This window comes from Kitasatospora sp. NPDC008050, from assembly GCF_042957465.1.
In the GTDB taxonomy this organism is placed as follows: domain Bacteria; phylum Actinomycetota; class Actinomycetes; order Streptomycetales; family Streptomycetaceae; genus Kitasatospora.
Genome location: NZ_JBIBIJ010000001.1, coordinates 525,523 through 546,774 on the forward strand (window position 1 = coordinate 525,523; position 21,252 = coordinate 546,774).

Here is a 21,252-nt window from a genome sequence, read left to right on the forward strand (position 1 = left end):
GACGCCGCGTGCGTCAGCGCCACCTCAGATCCAGCTGGTGAACCACATGTGGTCCTGCCACACACTCATCGGAATCACCTGCGCAGTGTAGAGCGGCAGGAAGTAGAGAAAACAGCCCATGACGGCCAGCACGATCCCGCCGGCCGCCACCGAGCCCACCGCCCTACGGGCCGGGGTGACCCCGGCGGGGCCGACCATCGCGCCCAGCATCTGGGCCACCGCCAGGCAGAGGAACGGGACCAGCACCACCATGTAGAAGGAGAAGATGGTGCGCTGCTGGAACTCGAACCAGGGCAGGTAGGTGGCGGCCACCCCGCAGAGCACCGCGCCCGAGCGCCAGTCCCGCCGGAAGAACCAGCGGTAGAGCAGGTAGGCGAGCGCGAAGCAGGCCGTCCACCAGAGCAGCGGGGTGCCGAGCGCCAGGATCTGCGTGGTGCAGCCGCCGGAGGAGGTGCAGCCCTGCTGGCCGGTCGGCACCGGCTGCCAGTACATGCTCACCGGGCGGCCCTGGACCAGCCAGCTCCACGGGTTGGACTGGTAGGTGTGCGGGGTGGTCAGCGTGGTGTTGAAGCGCCACATCTCGGACTGGTAGTGCCACCAGCTGCGCAGCGGCGCGGGCAGCAGGCCGGAGCGGCCGTCCGCCCAGTGCCGGTCGTAGCCGCCCGAGGTGGCGAACCAGCCGGACCAGGAGGCCAGGTAGGTCAGCGCGCCGACGACCACCAGCGAGCCGAAGGCGGGCGCCGCGTCCCGGCGCAGCATGCTGCGCAGCGGGGAGCGGGCGCCGGCTGCCCGGCGGCCTGCCTGGTCCCAGAGCACGGTGAGCAGGCCGAAGGCGGCCAGGATCTGCGCGCCGTTCCACTTCACCGAGCAGGCCGCGCCCAGCAGCAGCCCGGCGGCCAGCCGCCACGGCCGCAGGCCGAGGTTGATCCGGTCGCCGTCCACGCCGGGCTCGGCCAGCCTGGCGCGCACCCGGTCGCGGTCGATCAGCAGGCAGCCGAAGGCCGCCAGGACGAAGAACATCAGCAGGCCGTCGAGCAGCCCGGTGCGGCTCATCACGAACTGCAGGCCGTCCACCGACATCAGCAGCGCGGCCGTGCAGCCGATCAGGGTGGAGCCGAAGAGCCGGCGCCCGATCCTGGCCAGCATCAGCACCGACAGGGTGCCGAGCAGCGCGACCATCACCCGCCAGCCGAAGGGGTTCAGCCCGAAGGCGGCCTCACCGAGCGCGATCACCCACTTGCCGAGCGGCGGGTGGGCGATGAAGGCGGGGGCCGAGGTGAGCGGGATCACCGGGGGGTGGGCGAGGATCTGGTCGTTGGCGTTGGCCGGCCAGACCCCCTCGTAGCCCTGCTGGAGCAGCGACCAGGCGTCCTTGGGGTAGTACGTCTCGTCGAAGACGAAGGCGTTCGGGGAGCCGAGGTTCCACAACCGCAGCACCCCGGCGAAGAGCGCCACCGCGATCGGTCCCAGCCAGCCGGCGTAGCGGCTCAGCCAGGGCGTGCGGCGACGCAGCTCCAGCAGCACGGACGGGCGGGCCGGCGGCGCCTGCGCCGCCGGCCGCTCGGTGACTGCCGTATCTGCCATGACCCCACCGTGCCCGACTCGCCGATCAGTGCCGCCGGCCCTGGCCGACGGCACTCTCCCCCGTCACCCTCTCATGCCGCCGTCTGCAGCTCGCGGATCGGCACGATCACCGGGGCCGGTGCCTCGGCGTTGTCCTGCACCGGGGTCAGGTGCCGGCGCAGCCGCAGCGCCAGGACGATGATCAGCAGCGTGCAGCAGGTCATCGCCGCCAGGTAGAGCGGCCAGGTGCCGGAGCCGACCAGCAGCACGCCCACCGCCGGGCCCACCGCGATGGCGGTCTGCTTGACCAGCGCGAAGGCCGAGTTGTAGGTGCCCAGCAGCCGGGCCGGGGCCAGGTCGGCGACGATCGGGCCCAGGGTCGGGGCCAGCATCGACTCGCCGACGCCGAACAGCACGTAGATCGAGACGATCGCGATGGTGGCCGCCGCGGCCTCGCCGCGGACCAGCCCGGCCAGCAGCGCGGCACCCCAGGCGCCGAGCCAGACCACGCCGGTGGCGGCCATCGCGGTGGTGCGCCGGCGCCGGGCGGTGATCCGCACCATGAACATCTGCAGCACCACGATGGTCAGCGCGTTGGCGCCGATCGCCATGCCCAGGGTGGACGGGGCGGTCTTGACCGTGTCGGTGGCGAAGGCCGCCACCCCCGACTCGAACTGGCCGTAGCAGGTGAAGAAGATCAGCCCGGCCAGCAGGCACAGCCGCACCATCGCCTTGTCGGCGGCCAGTGCGCGCAGCCCGCTGCGCTGCTCGGTGCCCTCGGTGACCAGGACCGGCGCGGGGCCGGGGATCCTGGCGGTGCCGGTGACCAGCGCCAGACCCAGGAAGGTCAGCGCCTCGATGGTGAACAGCCGGGTCAGGCTCGCCGGGTCGGCCACGTTGACGATCTGCCCGCCGACCAGCGCGCCGATGCCCATCCCCAGGTTGACCAGGGTGAACTGCAGCGCGAAGGCGTGCGAGCGGGTCTTCGCGGTGGAGCAGCGCACGATCATGGTGGCCAGCGCCGGCTGGCAGGTGGTGACGCCGCCGCCGAACAGGAAGGCGGCGATCAGCAGCCCGGTGGTCCCGCTCGCCTGCCCGAAGGAGAAGGCGCCGGTGGCCGCCAGCGCGCAGCCGGCCAGCAGCACCGGACGCGGACCGTAACGGTCGATGCCGCGCCCGGCGAACGGCAGCACGACGAGCGCGGCCAGCGCGAAGAGCGTGAAGACCAGGCCTGCGGTGAGCGAACCGAGCCCGCGCACCTGGTCCACGTACACGAACATGTACGGCATCGTGAAGCCGCTGCCGAAGGCACTGAGCGCGTTGCCGAGCTGGACGCGACGCAGGGGCCCACCCGCGCCGTACTTCTGCTGCTTCATGGAGACACCCCTTTGTCGGTCGGGAGCCGGCGGATCACTGGACTGTTGATCGACGCTTTCGACTCGCAAGATTTCAGAGCTAAAGTCTATGGATAGAAATACTGTCGTGTCAAAGTCTTAACGAGGGCAGCCGAGCGTGGGAGACTGAGGCCATGAGCGCACCGAAGCCCGCGCCGGCCGCCGGCAACGAGCTGGACATTGCCGAGCAAGTAGCCATCTACCAGCGGGAATTCCCCACCGTCGACCCCCAGGTGGAGACCATCGTCTCCTCGCTGTCCCGGGTCGCCCGACGGATGGGGGTCGCCTACAGCCGGCAGCTGACTGTGCTCGGAATCACCAGCGCCGAGTGGGAGGTGCTCAAGGCGCTGGTGGTGGCCGGCAGCCCGTACCGGCTCGGACCCGGCGAGCTGGCCAAGCGGCTGGGCCTGACCCCGGCGGCGATGACCCACCGGATCGACCGGATGGTGGCCGAGGACCTGGTCACCCGGGAGCGCGACGAGGCCAACCGGGTGCGGGTGATCATCGAGCTGACCGAGAACGGCCGGGACAAGTGGCTGGAGTCAATGCGGATGGCCGCCGTCTTCGAGGAGGAGCTGCTCCAGGACGTCGGGCCCGCGGAGCGCGGGGTGCTCTCCGGGCTGCTCGGCCGGATGCTGACCCGGATCGAGGACGGCGCCTGAGCCCCGGCACGCGCGGGGCGCGTTGAGTGGCGGGAGCACCGCGGCGGCGGCAGGGTGAGTGCGGGGGGCAGGAACGTCTGTCCGGACCACTCTCCGCCCTGGAGGCGACACTCATGCCCGTGGTCAGCACTCCCTACCCGCCCGGCACCCCCTGCTGGGTCGACCTGATGGCCCCCGATCTCCAGGCGGCCATCGACTTCTACCGCGACCTGTTCGGCTGGCAGGGTGAGCGCGGCCCCGACGAGTTCGGCGGCTACTCGGTGCTCACCCTGAACGGCAAGCCGGTGGCCGGCATCGGCCCGGCCATGTCCATGGACGGCAACCCGCCGCCGCCCACCGTCTGGACCACCTACCTGGCCACCGCCGACGCGGACGCCACCGCCGCCAAGGTCACCGCGAACGGCGGCAAGCTGCTCTTCCCGGTGATGGACGTGGGCACCGTCGGCCGGATGTTCCCCGCCGTCGACCCGACCGGCGCGGTCTTCGGCGTCTGGCAGGCGGTGGACTTCGGCGGCGCGGAGATCGTCAACGAGGCCGGCGCGGTGATCTGGAACGAGCTGAACACCTCCGACATCAAGGCGGCCGCCGCCTTCTACAAGGCGGCCCTCGACATCGATGTCGCCCCGATGCCGGAGATGCCGGAGTACCGCGGGCTGATCGTGGAGGGCAAGACGGTCGGCGGGGCGCAGGGCCTGGACAACCACCCGCCCGGCACGCCCTCGCACTGGGCCACCTACTTCGCGGTGGACGACGCCGACAGCGTGGTGGACGCCGCGGTGCGGGCCGGCGCTTCGATCCTGGCGCCCGCGACGGACACCGCGGTGGGCCGCGTCGCGGGACTCAAGGACCCCCAGGGCGGGCTGTTCAACGTGATCAAGCCGAAGCCGTTCGAGAACGGCTGACCCGCCGGGTCGGCACCATGGGCCGCGGCCCGGACCGATGCTGTGCTCGGTCCGGGCCGCGGTGCTGTGCGGGAGCGGGCGGTGCCGCTCGGGGGGGTGGGTCAGCAGGGGCCGTTGTCGGTCCAGGCGCCCCAGGAGCCGCTCTGGCTCGGGTCGTCGCCGGTGGTCCACCACTTGTTGGTGTAGCTGTGGCCCTTCCAGGAGACCTTGGTGCCGGCCGTGGCGTAGACCGCGGAGGCGGACCAGCTCGGCGCGGTGCAGACACCGGCGGTGGGGCCGGTCGTCGGACCGGTCGTCGGACCGGTGGTGGGGCCAGTCGTCGGGCCGGTGGTGGGGCCGGTGGTGGGGCCAGTCGTCGGGCCGGTGGTCGGCGGCGCCGGGCAGCTGGCGGCCGAGCCGTTGGTGGCGTCCACCATCTTGTCGAAGAGCCCGGTCTGGGTGCCCAGGTCGTAGAGCGAGAAGGCGAAGGAGCCGCCCAGCCCGTTGCAGTGCAGGTAGTCCGCCTTCGCCTGGATCGACTGGGCGTCCTCACCGGACCAGAAGTTGGTGCCGTCGTAGAAGTACGCGGCCTGCGCCACCGGGTCCCAGAAGGTGTCGGCCGGGTTGTCGACGACGCCGTTCAGCTCCTTGTACATCCGGATGCCGTTGACGTTGCCGGACATCGCCGCGCCGGGCGCGGGGCCGGTCGCGGTCTGGAAGAGACCGTGCGAACTGCCGGCCGGCACGCCGGTCCAGCCGCGGTAGTAGAACGGCACCCCCATATTGATCTTGCTCGCGGGGAAGCCGCCCGGGATGCCGTACTGCGGATCACCCGCGGTCCAGGCCTTGATGGCCTCGTCGATCGAGTACTTGCTGGTCCCGGGGGCGATGGGGCCAGATGGATCTGCCGGGTCCGAGTACAGCGCCGCCTGGTGGTTGGTCGGGCCGGTGGCCTCCCAGCCGCCGTGCATGTCGTAGGACATCACGTCCATGAACGTCAGGTACTGGCCGATCTTGTCGGTCTCGACGTTCTGGATCTTGTCCTGGCCCGCGCCGACCGCCGCGCTCAGCGCGTAGGTCTTCCCGTCGGCCTTGCCCTGCGCGTCCAGCTCGGAGCGGAGCTCGGCCAGCAGCGCGGTGTAGTTCTGCTTGTCGGCCGGGGAGGCGTGGTTGCCGGTGTGGCCGCCACCGCCCGGGTACTCCCAGTCGATGTCGAAGCCGTCGAAGATGCCGGCCGCCGAGCCCGGACCGCCGAAGCCGGCGTCGGTGGGCAGGTTGCCCTTGATGAACATGTCGATGCAGGAGGAGGCGAAGGCCTTGCGCGAGGCGTCGGTGGCCGCCACGTCGGAGAAGTACTTCGAGTAGGTCCAACCGCCGATCGACAGCAGGATCTTGAGGTTCGGGTTCTTCGCCTTCAGCTCCTTGAGCTGGTTGAAGTTGCCCGTGATCGGCTGGTTCCAGGTGTCCGCGACGCCGCTGACGCTGCTGGAGGCGTCGAAGGACTTCTGGTAGTCCGCGAAGGCGTCCGCCGCGCCGTCACCGGCGTTCGGGTTGTTGTCGTCCTGGGAGGCGGCCTTGGTGGCCTCGAAGCACTTCCCGCTGGTCGGGTCGATGTTCTCGAAGTCGTAGATCAGGTAGTCCAGTTTGCCGGCCTCGCCGGTGTCCTGGATGGTCTTGGCGGTGTAGCCGTTCGCGTAGACCGACCACTGGTCGAAGTAGGCCACCTTGAGACCGCCGCTGGTGGCGGGCGCGCCGGTGGTGTTGGTGGCGGCCGCCAGCGCGGTGCCGCCGGAGCTCAGCGAGAGCGTGGCGCCGAGCAGCAGTGAGGCACAGGCGCCGAGAGCGAGCGCGGCGAGCCCCTTGGTGCGGCGGCGCTCGGCAGGAGCGCCGTCGGCTCCCCTGGGAAGCGTGCGGGTGAACATGGGTGCGTGACTCCTGGCTGTGGGGGACCGTCACGCCCGCGGGGACCGGCGGGGTGGGTGGGACCACTCGGCCATGGGCATGACATGGGGGAATCGTGCGGACGCCGAGCGCCCCAGGGCCACCGCCAGAGGCCGAGACCTCTGACGGTGACTCAGGGGCTCCCTGCACCTGTCGATTAAAATGGACTAGACCAACATCGGCGTCAAGAGCCGGAATCCGCCCTTGAGTTGCCGTTAAGGTTCGCCTCACCAGGCCTCGATGCCTGACCTGCGGCTAAACGTCCGTACCCGGAGCAGGGTCCGTCTCAAGATGTAGTCCCGCTGCATCTGGCGTCGCAGCCGTCCCTCGTTCGACTCCTCCTCACGCGGCTCGTGGCGCCCGGGTCCGCCACCTAGCGTGGACAGCGTCGCCCGTCCCCCCTCGTCTGAGGACCAGAAAATGATCGAAGCCGTCGGCCTCACCAAGCGCTACGGCCCCAAAACCGCCGTCCAGGACCTGAGCTTCAGCGTCCGCCCCGGCATCGTGACCGGCTTCCTCGGCCCCAACGGCGCCGGCAAGTCCACCACCATGCGGATGCTGCTCGGCCTGGACAACCCGAGCTCCGGCCACGCCACCATCAACGGCCGCCGCTACGCCGACCACGCGGCCCCGCTGCGCGAGGTCGGCGCGATGCTGGAGGCGCGCGCCATCCACACCGGCCGCTCCGCCTTCAACCACCTGCTCGCGCTGGCCGCCACGCACGGCATCGCCCGGGCACGGGTGGAGGAGGTGATCGACCTGGTCGGTCTGCGCCAGGTCGCCCGCAAGCGGGCCGGCGGCTTCTCGCTCGGCATGGGCCAGCGGCTGGGCATCGCCTCCGCGCTGCTCGGCGACCCCGCCACGCTGATCCTCGACGAGCCGGTCAACGGCCTCGACCCCGAGGGCATCCTGTGGATCCGCAACCTGCTCAAGTCGCTCGCCGCCGAAGGCCGCACCGTACTGGTCTCCTCGCACCTGATGAGCGAGATGGCGCTCACCGCCGAGCACCTGATCGTGATCGGCCGCGGGCAGCTGATCGCCGACACCTCGGTGGCCGACTTCACCGAGCGCGCCTCGCGCGGCGGCGTGCTGGTGCGCACCCCCGACTCGGTGCGGCTCGGCGAGCTGCTGCGCGAGCTGCCCGGGGTCACCGTGACCACGGGTGAGGACGCCCAGCTGCTGACCGTGGACGGCACCGACAGCGAGCGGGTCGGCCGGCTGGCCGCCGAGCACGCCCTGACGCTCTTCGAGCTGACGCCGCAGAAGGCCTCGCTGGAGGAGGCCTTCATGGAAATGACCAAGGACGCCGTCGAGTACGACGCCGTGGTCGCCCCCCGCACGCTGGTCGAGGAGCACGCCGCATGAGCACCGCCACCGCCACCCCCGCCGCCCCCGCGGCGGCCCCGGCCCGGACCGTGGCAGGCAGCCCGGTCACGCTGGCCCGGGTGGTCCACTCCGAGTGGATCAAGTTCCGCACCCTGCGGTCGACCTACTTCACGCTGCTCGCCGCGGTGGTCTTCATGGTCGGCTTCGGCCTGCTCGCCTGCTACGGCGCGATCGACCACCTGAACCACCCGGACGTCCGCGACCACGGCTTCTCGATCAACGCCGCCGACCGCAGCCTGCGCGGTTACCTGGCCGCCCAGCTCGCCGTCGGCGTGCTCGGCGTGCTGGTGGTCAGCGGCGAGTACAGCACCGGCATGATCCGCGCCTCGCTGTCCGCAGTGCCGCGCCGGCTGCCGATGCTCTGGGCGAAGGCGGGCGTCTTCGGTGCGGTGACCTTCGTGGTGACCCTGATCACCGCGTTCGTCGCGTTCTTCGGCGGCCAGGCCGTGCTCTCCAGCCACAACGTGCAGACCACGCTGTCGGCCACCGGGGTGACCCGCACGGTGATCGGCACCGCGCTCTACCTCACCGCGATCGGCATCTTCGCAGTCGCCATCGGCACGCTGATCCGCAACACCGCGGGCGGCATCGCCGCGATCTTCGGCATGCTGCTGGTGCTGCCCACCCTGGTCGAGGTGCTGCCCGCGAACTGGAGCGCCCACATCTCGCCCTACCTGCCCGGCGCGGCCGGCCAGGCGGTGGCCACCCTCAACCCGGACCCGGGCACGCTCGCCCCGTGGACCGGCTACGGGGTGCTCTGGATCTACGTCGTGGCCGCGCTGATCGGCGCCGCCGCGGTGCTCAAGCGGCGTGATGCCTGACCTGCTCCGGGTGCACAATGGCGCGATGAGTGCGATCGACCAGCTCCCGGCAGCCCTCGGGCGGCGCTTCCCCGGCGCCGCCCGAGGGCTGGCCGCGCTGCGGGGCTGGCTGCTGGACGAGCGGTACCCGTTCGCCGTCGACCTCGCCTTCGCGCTGGTGGTGCTCGCCCTGGCCACCGCGGCGCACGGCCGGGAGCTGTCCCGGGACCCGCTGGTGTGGCTGCCGCAGCTCGCGCTGATCCTGCCGCTGGCGTTCCGCCGCCGGGCCCCCCTGGCCGTCTTCGGGGTGATCGCGGGCGTCTCCTTCGTGCAGTGGCTGACCTACCAGGCGATGCCCGCCAACATCGCGGTGCTGATCGCGCTGTACACCGTCGCGGGCCACTGTTCGCGCCGCAGCGTCCTGCTCTCCTACCTGGTCGCCGAACTCGGTGTCGCACTGGTCGTCTCCGACATCCGCCACGCGGGCGACCTGATCGAGCCGCCGCTGCACACCATGTTCAAGGCCGCCTTCGCACTCTCCGGCGCCACCACGGCCGCCGCCGTGCTCGGCCTCAACGTCCGGGCCCGCCGGGCCCAGCTGCGCGCGCTGCGCGAGCGGGCCCGTGAGCTGGAGCGCCAGCGCGACCAGCAGGCCGCCCTGGCGGTGGCCGAGGAGCGCTCGCGGATCGCCCGGGAGATGCACGACATCGTCACCCACAACCTCTCGGTGATGGTGGCACTGGCCGACGGCGCGGTCTACGCCAACCCGACCGCCCCCGAGAAGGCCACCGCCGCGATGCGCCAGTCGGCCGAGACCGGACGCCAGGCCATCACCGACATGCGCCGCTTCCTGGGCGTGCTGCGCGCCGACGAGCCCGACGCACTGCGCCACCCGCAGCCGGGCCTGGGCCAGCTCACCGCCCTGGTGGCCCAGGTGCGCGCCGCCGGCCTGCCCACCGAGCTGCGGGTGACCGGCGAGACTGCCGCCGTCTCCCCCGGCGCCCAGCTGACCGTCTACCGGCTGGTCCAGGAGTCGCTCACCAACACCCTCAAGCACGCCGCCTCCGGCGCCCGCGCCGAGGTCACCGTGGAGTGCACGGCGCAGGCCCTGCGGGTCGAGGTCCGCGACGACGGGCGCGCGCTGCACCCGGCGGCGGTCGGCGCCGGCGCCGAGGGGTCGCGCGAGTCCGGGCACGGCCTGGCCGGGATGCGCGAACGGATCGCCGCCTATGGTGGTGGCCTCACCGCGGGCCCGCTGCCGCGCGGCGGCTGGCAGGTGGCCGCCACCCTCGACCTCGGCCCGGACCCCCAGGAGGCCCCCCGATGACCATCCGCGTCCTGCTGGTGGACGACCAGCCGCTGCTGCGGGTGGCCTTCACCCTGGTGCTGGACTCGCAGCCCGACCTGGCGGTGGCCGGCGAGGCCGAGGACGGCGCCCAGGCTGTGCGCCTGGCGCTGGAACACCGCCCCGACGTGGTGCTGATGGACGTCCGGATGCCCGGCATGGACGGCATCGAGGCCACCCGGCGGATCGTCGAGGAGTCCCCCGACACCAAGGTGCTCATCATGACCACCTTCGACCTCGACGAGTACGCCTTCGCCGCGCTGCGGGCCGGTGCCTCCGGCTTCATGCTGAAGAACGCCCAGCCGGCCGAACTGCTCAGCGCGATCCGCAGCGTGGCGGTCGGCGACGCGGTGGTGGCGCCCCGGATCACCCGGCGCCTGCTGGACACCTTCGCCTCCCAGCTGCCCGCCGACGGCGGCTCCCCGGCCCGCGCGGAGAGCGCCGTCGAGATGCTCACCGCGCGCGAACGCAGCGTGCTGGCGCAGGTCGCCCGCGGCCTGTCGAACGCCGAGGTGGCCGCCGAGCTCTACCTCGCCGAGGCCACCGTGAAGACCCACGTGAGCCGGATCCTGCTCAAGCTCGGCCTGCGCGACCGGGTCCAGGCCGTCGTCTTCGCCTACGAGAACCGCCTGGTGCTGCCGACCTGAGGCCGGAGGCCGGTCGTCAGAGGCGGTCGATGGCGGTGAGGTCGATCGCGATCGGGTAGGGGAAGTCGGTCTTCAGCTCGTCGTGGTAGATACCGGTCGGCACGTACGTCCGGGTGACCGGCTCCAGCTCGAAGACGTAGACGACGGGGCGGCCCTTGTCCCCCTTCTCGACCCGCCAGAAGTGCTGGATACCCGCCTCTGCGTACTTGCGCGGCTTGACCTCGCGATCCCGGATGACGGAGTCGGGCGAGACGACCTCGACGGCGAGCAGGACGTCGGCGACCTGGTACCCCGTCTCCTCCCCATCGGCACTCACCGCCGAGGCACGCACGACAGAGATGTCGGGTTCGGGCCGATCGTGCCTGCTCAGCGTGTCTGCGGATGGACGAAGACCAGATTCCCGTCCAACAGCTGTGTGTGTGACGGGAGATCGGGCAGGCGGTCGAGATCATCGGCGGTGAACCCATCCGCCGGCGGAATCAGCCGGCGCGGCCAGCCGTTCGCAGTTCCGTCCATACGGCGATCCTGGCCGACGGCGCCCGGCAGGTGAGGGCTTTTGCGCACCGGCTCACTCTTCCGGGCGAGCGGCCGTCACATGCTGAGGTACACCGCGCTGCCGATGCCGGCGAGCATGCAGTAGACGGCGAACGGCGTCAGGCTGCGGTTCTCGAAGTACTTGGTCAGGAACTTCACCGAGACGTAGCCCGCCACGAAGGCGCAGAGCGAGCCGACCAGCAGCGGGCCGCGGATGGCGGCGTTCTCCGGCTTGAGCAGCTCGGGCATCTTGAGGACGGCGGCCGCGCCGATCACCGGGGTGGCGAGCAGGAAGGAGAAGCGGGCGGCGTCCTCGTGGTTGAGGCCGCGCAGGATGCCGGTGCTCATGGTGACGCCGGAGCGGCTGATGCCCGGCAGCAGGGCAAGGATCTGCGCGGCGCCGATCCAGGTGCCCTGGCGGAAGCTGAGCCTGGCCAGCCGGCGGTCCGACTCGATCGCGGGGTCGGTGCCCGGCACGTGCGCGACCTGCGCCCCGGCCCGGCGCCGCCCGCCGCCGCCGCGCCGCAGCCGGTCGGCGCCCAGCAGCACGAAGCCGTTCAGCGCCAGGAAGACCGCCGCGACCACCGGCTTGCCGAGCGCGTCGCGCAGCGCCTTCTCGGCGACCAGTCCCACCAGGCCGACGGGGATGGTGCCGGCGATCAGCAGCCAGGCCAGCCGCTGCTCGGAGGTCTCTATTCGGCGATCGCGGATGGAGCTGAACAGGCCCCGGATCACCCGGACCCAGTCCTTGCGGAAGAAGAGCACCAGCGCCAGCGCGGTCGCCAGGTGCAGGCCGACCAGCACCGACAGGTAGGGCGAGGTGGCCGTCGTGACGTTCAGGTCCTTCTGGACGCTGCCGCCGATCAGCGCGGGGATCAGGATGCTGTGCCCGAGGCTGGAGACCGGGAAGAGTTCGGTGACGCCTTGCAGCAGGCCGACGCCGATCGACTCCGGGTAGGTCAGGGACATCGCACACCTTCTGCACTGGTACGGGTCGTGGGAGGGCGACAACGTACCCAGGCGTGCTGACACGGGCTCGGGCCCCTCCCCGGCAGAACGTACTACGGATCTGTAGACGTCAGCCGGGGCGAGGCCCGAATTCACCTGCTGCTCATCTGCTCGCTACTCGGGCTCGCTCTCCATCGCCTTGGCGGCCGCCTCCCGGATGCCGCGCTCGCGCTTGCAGACCACCGAGAAGGCGCCCGCCGCCGAGGCCACGAAGGCCAGCGCGCCCAGCCACGGGCGGTTCAGCCGGTGCCCGGTCAGCTGGTCGAGCGAGTAGCGGCCGGGGCCGGCGATGCCCAGGGCCAGGCCGCAGACGCCGAGCAGCGCCGGGTACTCGTAGCCGCCCTTGGTGGCGAAGAAGCCGTGCGGGAAGTGCACCACGCTGGCGCCCGCCATGGTGCCCGCCACGATCGGCCCGGCCACCGGCGTGGCCAGCCCGGCGATCAGCAGCGCCCCACCGCCCGCCTCGCCGAGGCCGGCGGCCAGCGCGCTCTGCCCGCCGGGCTTGAATCCCATGGCCTCCATACCGGTGGCGGTGCCCTCCAGGCCGCCGCCGCCGAACCAGCCGAAGAGCTTCTGGCCGCCGTGGGCGAAGAGCACCCCGCCGACGGCGGCGCGCAGGGCGAGCAGCCCCAGATCTGTGCGGTTGACGCAGCCCATTGTGTCCTCATCTCCTCTACCCCCGTGCGCCTCCCATCCCAGCCGACCCCCGGCGCCTCCTCGACCGGAGCAGGCCATCCGGGGGACCCTGGAAGCTGTCGAGGAGAGGTCTGCCGATGAGGGCGCAGCGCGAGTCCCAGCAGCCGGGGTCCCAGCAGCCCGAGTTCCAGCTGGACGGCACCGGGGCCGGCACCCGGGCCGGTCTGTACGCGGCCCTGGGCGGCGCGGTGAACGGTCCGGGCGGCTACTACGGCCGGAACCTGGACGCGCTGGCCGACTGCCTGCGCGGCGGCTTCGGCCCCGAGCCGCCGTTCACCCTGGTCTGGCACGACTGGGCGGTGGCCGAGCACTCCCCGCAGCTGCCGGCCGGCTACGCCCGCGCGGTGGTCGACCTGCTGCGTGAGACGGGCGTCACGGTGCGGCTGCGCTGACCCGCCGGTGCGGCAGCGACCCGGGGCGCCCGGGCTCGACCATGCTGTGGGGATGTCGGTTCTCAACCTGAGCAGTGCGTTCATCACCTTCTTCGCCGTGGTCGGCCCGCCCAAGGTGCTGCTGGCCTACGCCCAGCTGAGCCGGACCCGCACCCTGGCGGAGCTGCGCCGGCTGCTCGCGGTCAGCGCGCTGCTGGCCCTGCTGGTCGGCGTGGTGATGGCGTTCAGCGCGGATGCGATCACCAACTTCTTCCACGTCAGCGACGAGTCGCTGCAGCTGGCCGGCGGGGTGATCTTCTTCATCTACGCGGTCGGCCTGGTGCTCGGCGTGCACTTCGGCGGCGCGAGCGAGGACGAGGAGGACGCGCTGGCCAACCCGCTGGCCGAGGGGGTGCGCGAACTGCTGGTGCCGTACGTGGCGAGCCCGCTGGCGATGACGGCCGTGCTGGTGGAGTCGCTGACCAAGGAGGACTGGGGCTGGCGGTTCACGGTGGCCGGGGCGTACACCGCGGTGGTGGCGATCAACACCGTGTGCGTGCTGGTCCTGGCTCCGCTGCTGCGGCGCACCCACCAGACCTCGCTGGAGGTGCTCTCCCGGCTGCTCGGGCTGCTGCTGGCGGCGGTGGGCGTGGAGCTGTTCCTGAACGGCCTGCAGGGACTGGGCGTGCCGTTCCACAGCACCGGTGGGCACTGAACCGGTGGACGCTGAGCCGGTGGGCACCGACGACGCGGCCGGGGGTGGGGACGGGGCTCAGGGCACGATGACCGGGCGCCAGGGGACGGGGGTGGAGAGGATCATCGAGGTCGCCGGCTGCCCGTAGGTGCCGAGCCGGTCGATCAGCTCCTCGAACCGGGCCATCTCCGGCACCGCCACCAGCAGCACGCAGCAGGCCCCGCCGGTGACCCGGTAGAGCTGCAGCACCTCGGGCCAGGTCGCCACCGCCGGATCGCGCAGCACGCAGCGCGGGCCGTAGCACTGCACCTGCACCAGCGCGGTGATCGGCAGCCCGGCCCGGGTCAGGTCCACGTGTGCGTGGTAGCCGCCGATCACACCGTCCGCCTCCAGCCGGCGCACCCGCTCGGCGACGGCCGGCGCCGAGAGGCTGACCCGGCGGGACAACTCGTTGTAGGAGAGCCGTGCGTCGGCCTGCAGTTCGGCGAGCAGACGGCGGTCGAGGGCGTCCAAGGCCGCTCCTTTCCAAGTGACAGGCCGATCCGGAAAAGACCTCGCGAACGCAAGGTCGGCGGCCCGATCGGGTCCCCGTCACCCATTCAAGAGCGCGCGGGACCGCCGCACAATAGTTCCCAACCAGCCACCTAGGGGGAACGAGATCATGGCCCCGTCCACCGTCCAGACACCCAACCTGGCTTTCGACCCGGCGCGCGAGGGAGCGGTCGCGGACCTGCGGACCAACGGCGCCACCCCCTACGAGAGGTACGCCAGGCTCGACGTTCTGCACACCCTGCAGGAGCCGCGCAGCACGGTCGACGCCGAACTCTCCTTCATCATCACCACCCAGGTGATGGAACTGCTCTTCGACCTGCTCAAGCACGAGTGGACGCTCACCCAGCAGGCGCTGCGGTCCGACGACCTGCCCGGTGCGCTGGCCGCGCTGCGCCGCGGCGCCCACGTCCAGGACGTGCTGAACAGCTCCTGGGACCTGCTGGCCACGCTCACCCCCGTCGAGTTCAGCGCGTTCCGGCCGGTGCTCGGCGAGGCCTCCGGGTTCCAGTCCTCGGCCTACCTGCGGCTGGAGTTCATGCTCGGCAACAAGTCCGAGCGGCTGCTGGAGATGTACCAGGGCTCGCCCGAGGTGCACCGGGAGCTGGCCGAGGCGCTGGCCGGGCCGAGCCTGTACGACGACGTGCTCGCGCTGCTGGCCCGCCGCGGGCTGACCGGCGAGCCGACGGTGACCGGCGAGCGCTACCGGGCCGACGAAGCGGTCCAGGCCGCCTGGCACACCGTCTACACCGACCCCGCCCAGGCCGAACTCGTCGTCCTGGCCGAGGCGCTGCTCGACACGGCCGAACGCGTCACCCGGTGGCGGCAGCGCCACTACGCTTCGGTGAAGCGGTCGATGGGCGCCAAGCCCGGTACCGGCGGCTCCAGCGGCCTGAGTTGGCTGAAGGCGGCCGCCGATCAGGACGTCTTCCCCGAACTGTGGGCCGTACGAGGAGAGTTGTGAGCGACAGCCAAGTGCAGATCCCCACCTCCCGCGAGCAGTGCCTGGCCCTGGACGCCGCCGATCCGCTCGCGCCGTTCCGCGCGGAGTACACGCTGCCGGCGAGCGGCGTCTACCTGGACGGCAATTCGCTCGGCGTCCTGCCGGTCCGCACCCCCGAGATCGTCCGCCGGACGGTCGAGGAGGAGTGGGGCCAGGATCTGATCACCAGCTGGAACAAGCACGGCTGGACCGAACTGCCGTTCACCCTGGGCGACCGGATCGCCCGGCTGGTCGGGGCCGGGCCGGGCGAGGTGGTGGTCTGCGACAGCGTCTCGGTCAACCTCTTCAAGGTCCTGACGGCCGCGCTGCGGATGCGGCCCGGGCGGCGCACGGTGCTCGGCGAACGGGAGTCGTTCCCCACCGACCTGTACATCGCCGAGGGGGTCACCGGCCTCTTCGAGGGCGCGCGCAGCGTGCTGCTGCCCTCGCTCGACTCCGCCGACGACCTGGACGCCCACCTGGACGAGGGAGTGGCCGCCGTGGTCCTCTCCCAGGTCGACTACCGCACCGGGCGACTGCTCGACATGGCCGAGATCACCGCCAAGGTGCACCGGGCCGGCGCGCTGATGATCTGGGACCTGTGCCACTCGGCGGGCGCCCTGCCGATCGACCTGACGGCCCACCAGGTGGACTTCGCCGTCGGCTGCACCTACAAGTACCTGAACGCCGGGCCGTGCGCGCCCAGCTTCCTGTACGCCGCACCGCGCCACCACGGCACCGTCGAACAGCCGCTGACCGGGTGGTTCGGGCACGCCGCGCCGTTCGCCTTCGAGCCGGGGTACCGGCCGGCCGAGGGGATCGGTCAGTTCCTCACCAGTTTCCCGCCGCTGCTGGCGCTGGCCGGGCTGCGGGCCACCCTGGAGATCTGGGAGAAGGTCGACCTCGCGCAGCTGCGGGCCAAGAGCCTGGCGCTGACCGGACTGTTCATCGAACAGTGCGCGGACCTGGAGGTGGTGACGCCGCGCCGGCCCGAGCAGCGCGGCAGCCAGGTCGCGATCCGGCACCCGGACGGGTTCCGGGTGGTGCAGGCGCTGATCGAGCGCGGGGTGATCGGCGACTTCCGGGCGCCGGACCTGATGCGCTTCGGCTTCACCCCGCTGTACGTGTCGTACACCGAGGTGTGGGACGCGGCCCAGGCGCTGCACGAGGTACTGGCGAGCGGGGAGTGGCGGGACGAGCGGTTCGCCAAGCGGGGCGCGGTGACCTGAACGCGCGGGTCGAGGACCTGAACGCGGCCGCCCGGCCACCCTGTTGGGGGTGGCCGGGCGGCCGCGTCGTGTCGGTGCTCGGCTCGCTACGGGTCAGCTTTCCGGTTCGGGGCTGCCGGGCGGCTCAGCTGTGGCGGCCGCGGCGACGGCGGTTGCCGAAGAACAGCGCGCCCGCACCGGTTGCCAGCAGCGATCCGGCCAGACCGAGCAGCGGGATCGTGCCGGTCTCGCCGGTGGTCGGCAGCTGACCGGTGTGGCTCGGCGCGGGGTGCGGGCCTTGGCCGTGGTCGTGGTCGTGGTCGTGACCGTGGCCATGGGTCGGGGTGCAGGTCGGGGTGGGGGTGGGAGTGGGTGTCGAGGTCGGCGTGGGTGTGGGGGTCGGCGTAGGCGTCGAGGTCGCCGTGGGTGTGGGGGTCGGCGTGGGTGTGGGGGTCGGCGTAGGCGTAGGCGTAGGGGTCGGCGTGGGTGTGGGGGTCGGCGTAGGCGTAGGCGTCGGCGTCGGCGTGGGAGTCGGCGTAGGCGTCGGCGTCGGCGTCGGCGTCGGCGTAGGCGTAGGCGTCGGCGTCGGCGTCGGCGTCGGCGTCGGCGTCGGCGTAGGCGTAGGCGTCGGCGTCGGCGTAGGCGTCGGCGTCGGCGTAGGCGTCGGCGTCGGCGTCGGCGTAGGCGTCGGCGTCGGCGTCGGCGTCGGCGTCGGCGTCGGCGTCGGGGTAGGCGTCGGCGTCGGGGTAGGCGTCGGCGTCGGCGTCGAGCAGTCCGGGAGGTCGCCGTTGAACGGGTAGGCGTGCAGCTCGTAGCCGCCCGTGCCGGTCTGGATCAGGCTGCCGGCCAGGTAGACCCGTCCGTTCATGCCGGGCTGGGCGAGCGTCATCGTCCCGTTCGGGTTGCCCGCCAGGACCGAGCCCTGGAACTGTGCGCCGCCCCTGATCTCCGCCGTGTCCTGGGTCGGGAAGTTCCACAGCAGCGTGGGCCCGAGCGCGGTCAACTGGTCGCCGGGCAGCCCGGTCCCCGTGTTGGTGTTGATCAGCGCGTTGGGCTCCAGCATGTTGACGATGACGGTCGCGCCGGCCGGGATGTTCTTGAAGTTCAGGTCGATCGCCCGGGTCGCGGTGCCCAGGTCCTGGGTCACGTTGAAGACCTGGCGGGCGCTGCTGCCGTCACCGGTGAAGGTGGCGTCGAAGCTGGTGACCGCCACCGTGCCGGTCGCGGTCGCCGCGGCCGCGCAGGCGGAGATGGACTCGATGTCGGTCCGCAGCGGCGCGTAGGTGCTCGCCACCGTCGGGTCCTGGATCTGCCGGCCGTTCGGGACCAGGTTGATCGTGCCGGTGCTCAGGGCGCCGTAGCGCAGGTTGCCCCAGACCGTGGTCCTGGAGTCCGAGCCGCCGATCTCCACCGAGTTGCCGGGCTGCACGGTGACGTTGCCGCCGACCGAGACGAAGTCCGATCCGGTGGGCGGGGGGACCCGGGAGCCGACGCCGGCCACGCCCATGTTGAACAGGCCCCCGCCGTTCTTCTCCACGGTGAGGTTGCCGAGCGTCACCACCCGGCCCTCGACCTCGGCCGACAGCCCCTCCACGGTGTAGTCGCCGCCGGTGAAGACGTTGATATTGGCGTCGCGGCCGGCGAAGTCGCCGTTGCTGACCGGCGGGAACGGCACCGGGCAGTCCGGTCCGGCGCAGGGCCCGAGCGGTGCCGGGAACGGCACCGCGGACGCGCCGGGCAGTGCGATCACCGCGCCTGTCACCGTGGTCGCCACCAGCAGTGCGGCTTTGGTCACGTGTCTCATGCGGCTGCCTCCCTGGCCCCGGTTTCTGGGGTGTGCCGGGCTCGGCTGACCAGGGCGGACGCGGACCATCCAAGGCAAACGGTGGGCAAAGGCGCCGTAGGCGACACCGAGGCAGTGCGATCATCATTCGAATCCCACTCGGATGGCCCAGGTTTAGGCCGGGGTCAAGCCACCGAACGGGCGAGTGTTAGCGTGCCGGGCGGGGCTGCCGCACTCCAGCGCCCCCGGGCCCCGGCCCGCCACCTCGGACAAGCGTGAAGGCTGTCGATCCCCATGGCCAAGTTTCTGTTGAGCCTGCACGTGCTGGCTGCGATCATCGCGATCGGCCCGGTGACGGTGGCGGCGAGCATGTTCCCCCGCAAGGCGAAGGCCGCCCTGGCGGCGGCCGGGAACCCGCAGGCCGCGGCAGACGAACTGGCCGAGAACGCCGCCTCGGTGCGGCTGCTCTTCCGGATCACCCAGATCTACGCGGCGCTGGGGATCGCCGTGCCGGTGCTCGGTATCGGGACCGCCCAGGTGATGGGCGTGATGGGCAGCGCCTGGCTGATCACCTCGCTGGTCATCACCGTGGTCGCCGCGCTGGTCCTGCTGGTGCTGGTGCTGCCCCGGCAGGAGGCCGTGGTCTCCGCGCTCGCCGGCCGGCCGGACGCCGACCCGGTGGGCGCCGCCGCTGGGCTGAAGCTGCTCACCATGAGCACCGGGGTCTTCTCGCTGCTCTGGGCCGTGGTCACGGTGCTGATGGTGCTCCGCCCGGGCTCCACCACCCACGCCTGACGTTCCGTCAGATCTTCGTCGCGCCAGGGCGCTGGGCCCCCGGCCTGGTGATCCGCACACCGGCGCGCTTCAGTGCACGCGCCACGATGGCGGTCTCCACCCGGTCGGCGCCCAGCGGGCCGAGCACCTCGGCGGTGAAGCGGTAGAGCGCCCCGTGGTCGGGGCAGAAGACGGCGGCCATCAGGTTGTGCGGCCCGCTGGTCGCCGCCACGCCGTGCACCTGCGGGTGCGCGGCGAGCACCCGGCCCGCCTCGGCCAGCCGCCCGGGCGGCACCGAGAGCCAGAGGTTGGCGTCCACCATCATGCCGAGCAGGCGCGGGTCGACGGTCGCGTGGGTGCGTAGCAGGCCCGCCGCCGCCAGCCGGCGCAGTCGGCGGCGCACGGTGGACTCCGGGGTGTCGAGCGCCTGGGCCAGTGCGGCCGCCGAGCGGCGCGCGTCCTGGGCCAACTCCCCCAGCAGTGCCCGGTCCAGCGGGTCCAGCTCCGGCGGCGCGGTCGGCGGCGCGGGATCGGCGGGGGTCAGCGCGGCGACCTCCTCGGCGCCCAGCAGCCCGGCCTGCCACCGCGCGGCGTCCGCGAACAGGTGCAGCACCGCGTGGACCGTGGTCTCGGCCACCGCGTCCGTCCCCGGCAGCAGGCGGTGGAGCAGCTGGTCACGTCCGATCCGGTCGGTGACCACCACCGCGCCGATCTCCTGGCCGCCGAGCATCAGGTCGACGAACGGCACGTCCGACCTGGCCACCAGCGCGTCCGCCACCGCGGCCACCCGCCCGCCCAGCACCCGGACCCGCAGCAGCAGCGCGCCCACCGCCTCGTCCGCGGCCCTCGGCAGCAGCACCACGCGCAGCACCCCGGTCTCGCGCAGCCGGGCCAGCCGCCGGGTCACGGTGCGCACCGAGACGCCGAGCACCTCGGCCAGCAGGCCCGGCTCGGCCCGGCCGTCCAGCTGCAGGGCGCAGACCAGGCGGCGGTCCAGCGTGTCGAGCACGGTGGCCGGATCCGTCGTTTCGGTGCGCATCGTTGTCCGATCTCCGCCGGCCGACCGGGGTGCGACGTCGCGTTCTACCGCGGTGACGGTACTCCTTGGGCCGACGAGCACACCACCCGAGAGGAGCCGGACCGATGGAACAGCTGATCACCGAGGTCGAGAAGGTCGTGCGCGAGGTCGGCGGCCTGCTGGCCGAGCAGCAGAGCACCGAGCCGATCGCCGCGCGCACCCGGGCCGAGGCGCTGGCCGCCTTCGGCGCGCTGGACCGGCCGGCCGCCGGCCTGCTGCGCGAGCGGCTGGGCGCGCTGCGGCCGCAGGCCGGCTGGCCGGCGGACGAGTTGGAGACCGCGGTGCCGGCCGACGGCGAGTGGTGGAGCTGCGACGCCACCGACGGCGCCGTGCAGTACCTGCTGGGCCTGCCGCACTGGGCGGTCACCGCGACCCTGCTGCGCGAGGGCGAGGCCGTGCTCGCGGTGGTCCACGCGCCGCGGCTGGACGCCACCTACACCGCCGTGCGCGGCGCCGGGGCCCGGCTCAACGGTCGCCGGATCACGCCGTCCGAGCGGGAGTTGGAGACCGCCGTGGTCGCCACCAGCCACCCGCCGACGGTCGCCGGGGACCCGGAGGCACTGCGCCGGGTCGGCGCGACCACCTCCGCCGTGCTCAGGGCCGGGGTGCTCGCGGTGCGCAACCTCGGACCGACCGCGCTGCAGGTGGCCCAGGTCGGCTCCGGCCACCTGGACGCGTTCTGGGAGTGCGGGCCGGACGCGCCCAACCTGCTGGGCGGGGCACTGATCGCCGCCGAGGCCGGGGCCCGGGTCACCGACCACGCGGGCCGGCCGTGGCAGCCGGCCGCCTCGACCGGCTTCCTGGCCGCGCCGGCCGGGCAGCACGAGGCGCTGGTGCGGGTGCTGGGGCTGGTCCGATAAGCCCTGGGCGCCGTGGAGTGAACGGCGATCGGGCGGAACCGCGGTGAGCCGCGGCACGTCCCTGCTGGGCAAACCTACGGACCGTCAGAGGAGCCC

General features: G+C 72.4%; 20 protein-coding genes and 1 pseudogene. 12 read left to right on the top strand and 9 right to left on the bottom strand.

Translation table 11 applies throughout. The features are described 5' to 3' along the window. Positions 1–24: 24 nt before the first annotated feature. A complete protein-coding gene (locus tag ACFZB9_RS02260) occupies positions 25–1,584 on the bottom strand; it encodes a dolichyl-phosphate-mannose--protein mannosyltransferase (protein ID WP_391442999.1) in 1,560 nt (519 codons plus the stop codon). A 71-nt stretch (positions 1,585–1,655) separates the two neighbouring features. Beyond that, a complete protein-coding gene (locus ACFZB9_RS02265) occupies positions 1,656–2,939 on the bottom strand; it encodes an MFS transporter (protein WP_391443001.1) in 1,284 nt (427 codons plus the stop codon). A gap of 152 nt (positions 2,940–3,091) precedes the next feature. On the opposite strand from ACFZB9_RS02265, the gene ACFZB9_RS02270 reads away from it, so the two are divergent. Together ACFZB9_RS02270 and ACFZB9_RS02275 are read left to right on the top strand one after the other, a co-directional pair. Further along, positions 3,092–3,619: a MarR family winged helix-turn-helix transcriptional regulator gene (locus ACFZB9_RS02270; RefSeq protein WP_391443002.1), complete on the top strand. Its 528-nt coding sequence runs from the start codon at positions 3,092–3,094 to the stop codon at positions 3,617–3,619. A 113-nt stretch (positions 3,620–3,732) separates the two neighbouring features. Then, positions 3,733–4,521: a VOC family protein gene (locus ACFZB9_RS02275; RefSeq protein WP_391443004.1), complete on the top strand. Its 789-nt coding sequence runs from the start codon at positions 3,733–3,735 to the stop codon at positions 4,519–4,521. A gap of 101 nt (positions 4,522–4,622) precedes the next feature. On the opposite strand, the gene ACFZB9_RS02280 is transcribed toward ACFZB9_RS02275, so the two are convergent. Continuing rightward, positions 4,623–6,422: a glycosyl hydrolase family 18 protein gene (locus ACFZB9_RS02280; RefSeq protein ID WP_391443005.1), complete on the bottom strand. Its 1,800-nt coding sequence runs from the start codon at positions 6,420–6,422 to the stop codon at positions 4,623–4,625. 439 nt (positions 6,423–6,861) lie between these two features. Here ACFZB9_RS02280 and ACFZB9_RS02285 point away from each other — a divergent pair, with 439 nt between their 5' ends. Genes ACFZB9_RS02285 through ACFZB9_RS02300 form a run of 4 tightly spaced genes read left to right on the top strand, consistent with a single transcriptional unit; the run spans position 6,862 to position 10,619 of the window. Continuing rightward, on the top strand, positions 6,862–7,806 hold the full coding sequence (locus ACFZB9_RS02285; protein WP_391443007.1) for an ABC transporter ATP-binding protein: 945 nt from the start codon (positions 6,862–6,864) through the stop codon (positions 7,804–7,806). Further along, positions 7,803–8,648 (top strand): ABC transporter permease, encoded by an 846-nt coding sequence (locus ACFZB9_RS02290; protein WP_391443008.1) that lies wholly within the window; start codon positions 7,803–7,805, stop codon positions 8,646–8,648. Before ACFZB9_RS02285 ends, ACFZB9_RS02290 begins: the two co-directional genes overlap by 4 nt. 25 nt (positions 8,649–8,673) lie before the next feature. Beyond that, the gene (locus ACFZB9_RS02295; RefSeq protein WP_391443010.1) at positions 8,674–9,954 is read left to right on the top strand and encodes a sensor histidine kinase; all 1,281 of its coding nucleotides are present in this window, start codon (positions 8,674–8,676) and stop codon (positions 9,952–9,954) included. Continuing rightward, on the top strand, positions 9,951–10,619 hold the full coding sequence (locus tag ACFZB9_RS02300) for a response regulator (RefSeq protein ID WP_391443012.1): 669 nt from the start codon (positions 9,951–9,953) through the stop codon (positions 10,617–10,619). The genes ACFZB9_RS02295 and ACFZB9_RS02300 overlap by 4 nt, the downstream gene beginning before the upstream one ends. A gap of 16 nt (positions 10,620–10,635) precedes the next feature. On the opposite strand, the pseudogene ACFZB9_RS02305 reads toward ACFZB9_RS02300, so the two are convergent. The 3 genes and pseudogenes from ACFZB9_RS02305 to ACFZB9_RS02315 all read right to left on the bottom strand — a co-directional run bounded on the left by ACFZB9_RS02305 (position 10,636) and on the right by ACFZB9_RS02315 (position 12,818). Next, positions 10,636–11,135, bottom strand: a pseudogene (locus ACFZB9_RS02305) (Uma2 family endonuclease). Between the two features lie 75 nt (positions 11,136–11,210). Further along, positions 11,211–12,122, bottom strand: a complete 912-nt coding sequence (locus ACFZB9_RS02310; RefSeq protein WP_391443013.1) for an undecaprenyl-diphosphate phosphatase — start codon at positions 12,120–12,122, stop codon at positions 11,211–11,213. 153 nt (positions 12,123–12,275) lie between these two features. Then, the gene (locus ACFZB9_RS02315; protein ID WP_391443014.1) at positions 12,276–12,818 is read right to left on the bottom strand and encodes a DoxX family protein; all 543 of its coding nucleotides are present in this window, start codon (positions 12,816–12,818) and stop codon (positions 12,276–12,278) included. Between the two features lie 116 nt (positions 12,819–12,934). On the opposite strand from ACFZB9_RS02315, the gene ACFZB9_RS02320 reads away from it, so the two are divergent. After that, the gene (locus tag ACFZB9_RS02320) at positions 12,935–13,249 is read left to right on the top strand and encodes a barstar family protein (protein ID WP_391443016.1); all 315 of its coding nucleotides are present in this window, start codon (positions 12,935–12,937) and stop codon (positions 13,247–13,249) included. A 52-nt stretch (positions 13,250–13,301) separates the two neighbouring features. Continuing rightward, complete coding sequence (locus tag ACFZB9_RS02325; RefSeq protein ID WP_391443018.1) at positions 13,302–13,943, top strand: MarC family protein; 642 nt, start codon at positions 13,302–13,304, stop codon at positions 13,941–13,943. A 57-nt stretch (positions 13,944–14,000) separates the two neighbouring features. Here ACFZB9_RS02325 and ACFZB9_RS02330 read toward each other — a convergent pair whose 3' ends face one another. Further along, positions 14,001–14,435 carry an Lrp/AsnC family transcriptional regulator gene (locus ACFZB9_RS02330; protein WP_391443019.1) on the bottom strand — a complete coding sequence of 145 codons (435 nt, stop codon included), beginning with the start codon at positions 14,433–14,435 and terminating at the stop codon, positions 14,001–14,003. Positions 14,436–14,583: 148 nt separating this feature from the next. Here ACFZB9_RS02330 and ACFZB9_RS02335 point away from each other — a divergent pair, with 148 nt between their 5' ends. After that, positions 14,584–15,435 (top strand): tryptophan 2,3-dioxygenase, encoded by an 852-nt coding sequence (locus ACFZB9_RS02335; RefSeq protein WP_391443020.1) that lies wholly within the window; start codon positions 14,584–14,586, stop codon positions 15,433–15,435. Beyond that, complete coding sequence (kynU, locus tag ACFZB9_RS02340) at positions 15,432–16,682, top strand: kynureninase (protein WP_391443022.1); 1,251 nt, start codon at positions 15,432–15,434, stop codon at positions 16,680–16,682. The genes ACFZB9_RS02335 and kynU overlap by 4 nt, the downstream gene beginning before the upstream one ends. A gap of 124 nt (positions 16,683–16,806) precedes the next feature. Here kynU and ACFZB9_RS02345 read toward each other — a convergent pair whose 3' ends face one another. Continuing rightward, positions 16,807–18,465 carry a choice-of-anchor A family protein gene (locus ACFZB9_RS02345; RefSeq protein ID WP_391443023.1) on the bottom strand — a complete coding sequence of 553 codons (1,659 nt, stop codon included), beginning with the start codon at positions 18,463–18,465 and terminating at the stop codon, positions 16,807–16,809. A 273-nt stretch (positions 18,466–18,738) separates the two neighbouring features. Between ACFZB9_RS02345 and ACFZB9_RS02350 the strand changes: the two genes are divergently transcribed. Continuing rightward, positions 18,739–19,239: a hypothetical protein gene (locus ACFZB9_RS02350; RefSeq protein WP_391443024.1), complete on the top strand. Its 501-nt coding sequence runs from the start codon at positions 18,739–18,741 to the stop codon at positions 19,237–19,239. Between the two features lie 7 nt (positions 19,240–19,246). On the opposite strand, the gene ACFZB9_RS02355 is transcribed toward ACFZB9_RS02350, so the two are convergent. Next, positions 19,247–20,257, bottom strand: coding sequence for an Lrp/AsnC family transcriptional regulator (locus ACFZB9_RS02355; RefSeq protein ID WP_391443025.1), 1,011 nt, complete (start codon positions 20,255–20,257; stop codon positions 19,247–19,249). A 104-nt stretch (positions 20,258–20,361) separates the two neighbouring features. Between ACFZB9_RS02355 and ACFZB9_RS02360 the strand changes: the two genes are divergently transcribed. Beyond that, a complete protein-coding gene (locus tag ACFZB9_RS02360; RefSeq protein WP_391443026.1) occupies positions 20,362–21,156 on the top strand; it encodes an inositol monophosphatase family protein in 795 nt (264 codons plus the stop codon). Positions 21,157–21,252: the final 96 nt, after the last annotated feature.

Coding starts and splice junctions, on each gene's coding strand:
- ACFZB9_RS02345 (WP_391443023.1), bottom strand. CDS start 18,465: ATGAGACACGTGACCAAAGCCGCACTGCTGGTGGCGACCACGGTGACA.
- ACFZB9_RS02280 (WP_391443005.1), bottom strand. CDS start 6,422: ATGTTCACCCGCACGCTTCCCAGGGGAGCCGACGGCGCTCCTGCCGAG.
- ACFZB9_RS02300 (WP_391443012.1), top strand. CDS start 9,951: ATGACCATCCGCGTCCTGCTGGTGGACGACCAGCCGCTGCTGCGGGTG.
- ACFZB9_RS02265 (WP_391443001.1), bottom strand. CDS start 2,939: ATGAAGCAGCAGAAGTACGGCGCGGGTGGGCCCCTGCGTCGCGTCCAG.
- ACFZB9_RS02270 (WP_391443002.1), top strand. CDS start 3,092: ATGAGCGCACCGAAGCCCGCGCCGGCCGCCGGCAACGAGCTGGACATT.
- ACFZB9_RS02360 (WP_391443026.1), top strand. CDS start 20,362: ATGGAACAGCTGATCACCGAGGTCGAGAAGGTCGTGCGCGAGGTCGGC.
- ACFZB9_RS02285 (WP_391443007.1), top strand. CDS start 6,862: ATGATCGAAGCCGTCGGCCTCACCAAGCGCTACGGCCCCAAAACCGCC.
- ACFZB9_RS02350 (WP_391443024.1), top strand. CDS start 18,739: ATGGCCAAGTTTCTGTTGAGCCTGCACGTGCTGGCTGCGATCATCGCG.
- ACFZB9_RS02355 (WP_391443025.1), bottom strand. CDS start 20,257: ATGCGCACCGAAACGACGGATCCGGCCACCGTGCTCGACACGCTGGAC.
- ACFZB9_RS02290 (WP_391443008.1), top strand. CDS start 7,803: ATGAGCACCGCCACCGCCACCCCCGCCGCCCCCGCGGCGGCCCCGGCC.
- ACFZB9_RS02310 (WP_391443013.1), bottom strand. CDS start 12,122: ATGTCCCTGACCTACCCGGAGTCGATCGGCGTCGGCCTGCTGCAAGGC.
- ACFZB9_RS02325 (WP_391443018.1), top strand. CDS start 13,302: ATGTCGGTTCTCAACCTGAGCAGTGCGTTCATCACCTTCTTCGCCGTG.
- ACFZB9_RS02335 (WP_391443020.1), top strand. CDS start 14,584: ATGGCCCCGTCCACCGTCCAGACACCCAACCTGGCTTTCGACCCGGCG.
- ACFZB9_RS02275 (WP_391443004.1), top strand. CDS start 3,733: ATGCCCGTGGTCAGCACTCCCTACCCGCCCGGCACCCCCTGCTGGGTC.
- ACFZB9_RS02315 (WP_391443014.1), bottom strand. CDS start 12,818: ATGGGCTGCGTCAACCGCACAGATCTGGGGCTGCTCGCCCTGCGCGCC.
- ACFZB9_RS02320 (WP_391443016.1), top strand. CDS start 12,935: ATGAGGGCGCAGCGCGAGTCCCAGCAGCCGGGGTCCCAGCAGCCCGAG.
- ACFZB9_RS02260 (WP_391442999.1), bottom strand. CDS start 1,584: ATGGCAGATACGGCAGTCACCGAGCGGCCGGCGGCGCAGGCGCCGCCG.
- ACFZB9_RS02295 (WP_391443010.1), top strand. CDS start 8,674: ATGAGTGCGATCGACCAGCTCCCGGCAGCCCTCGGGCGGCGCTTCCCC.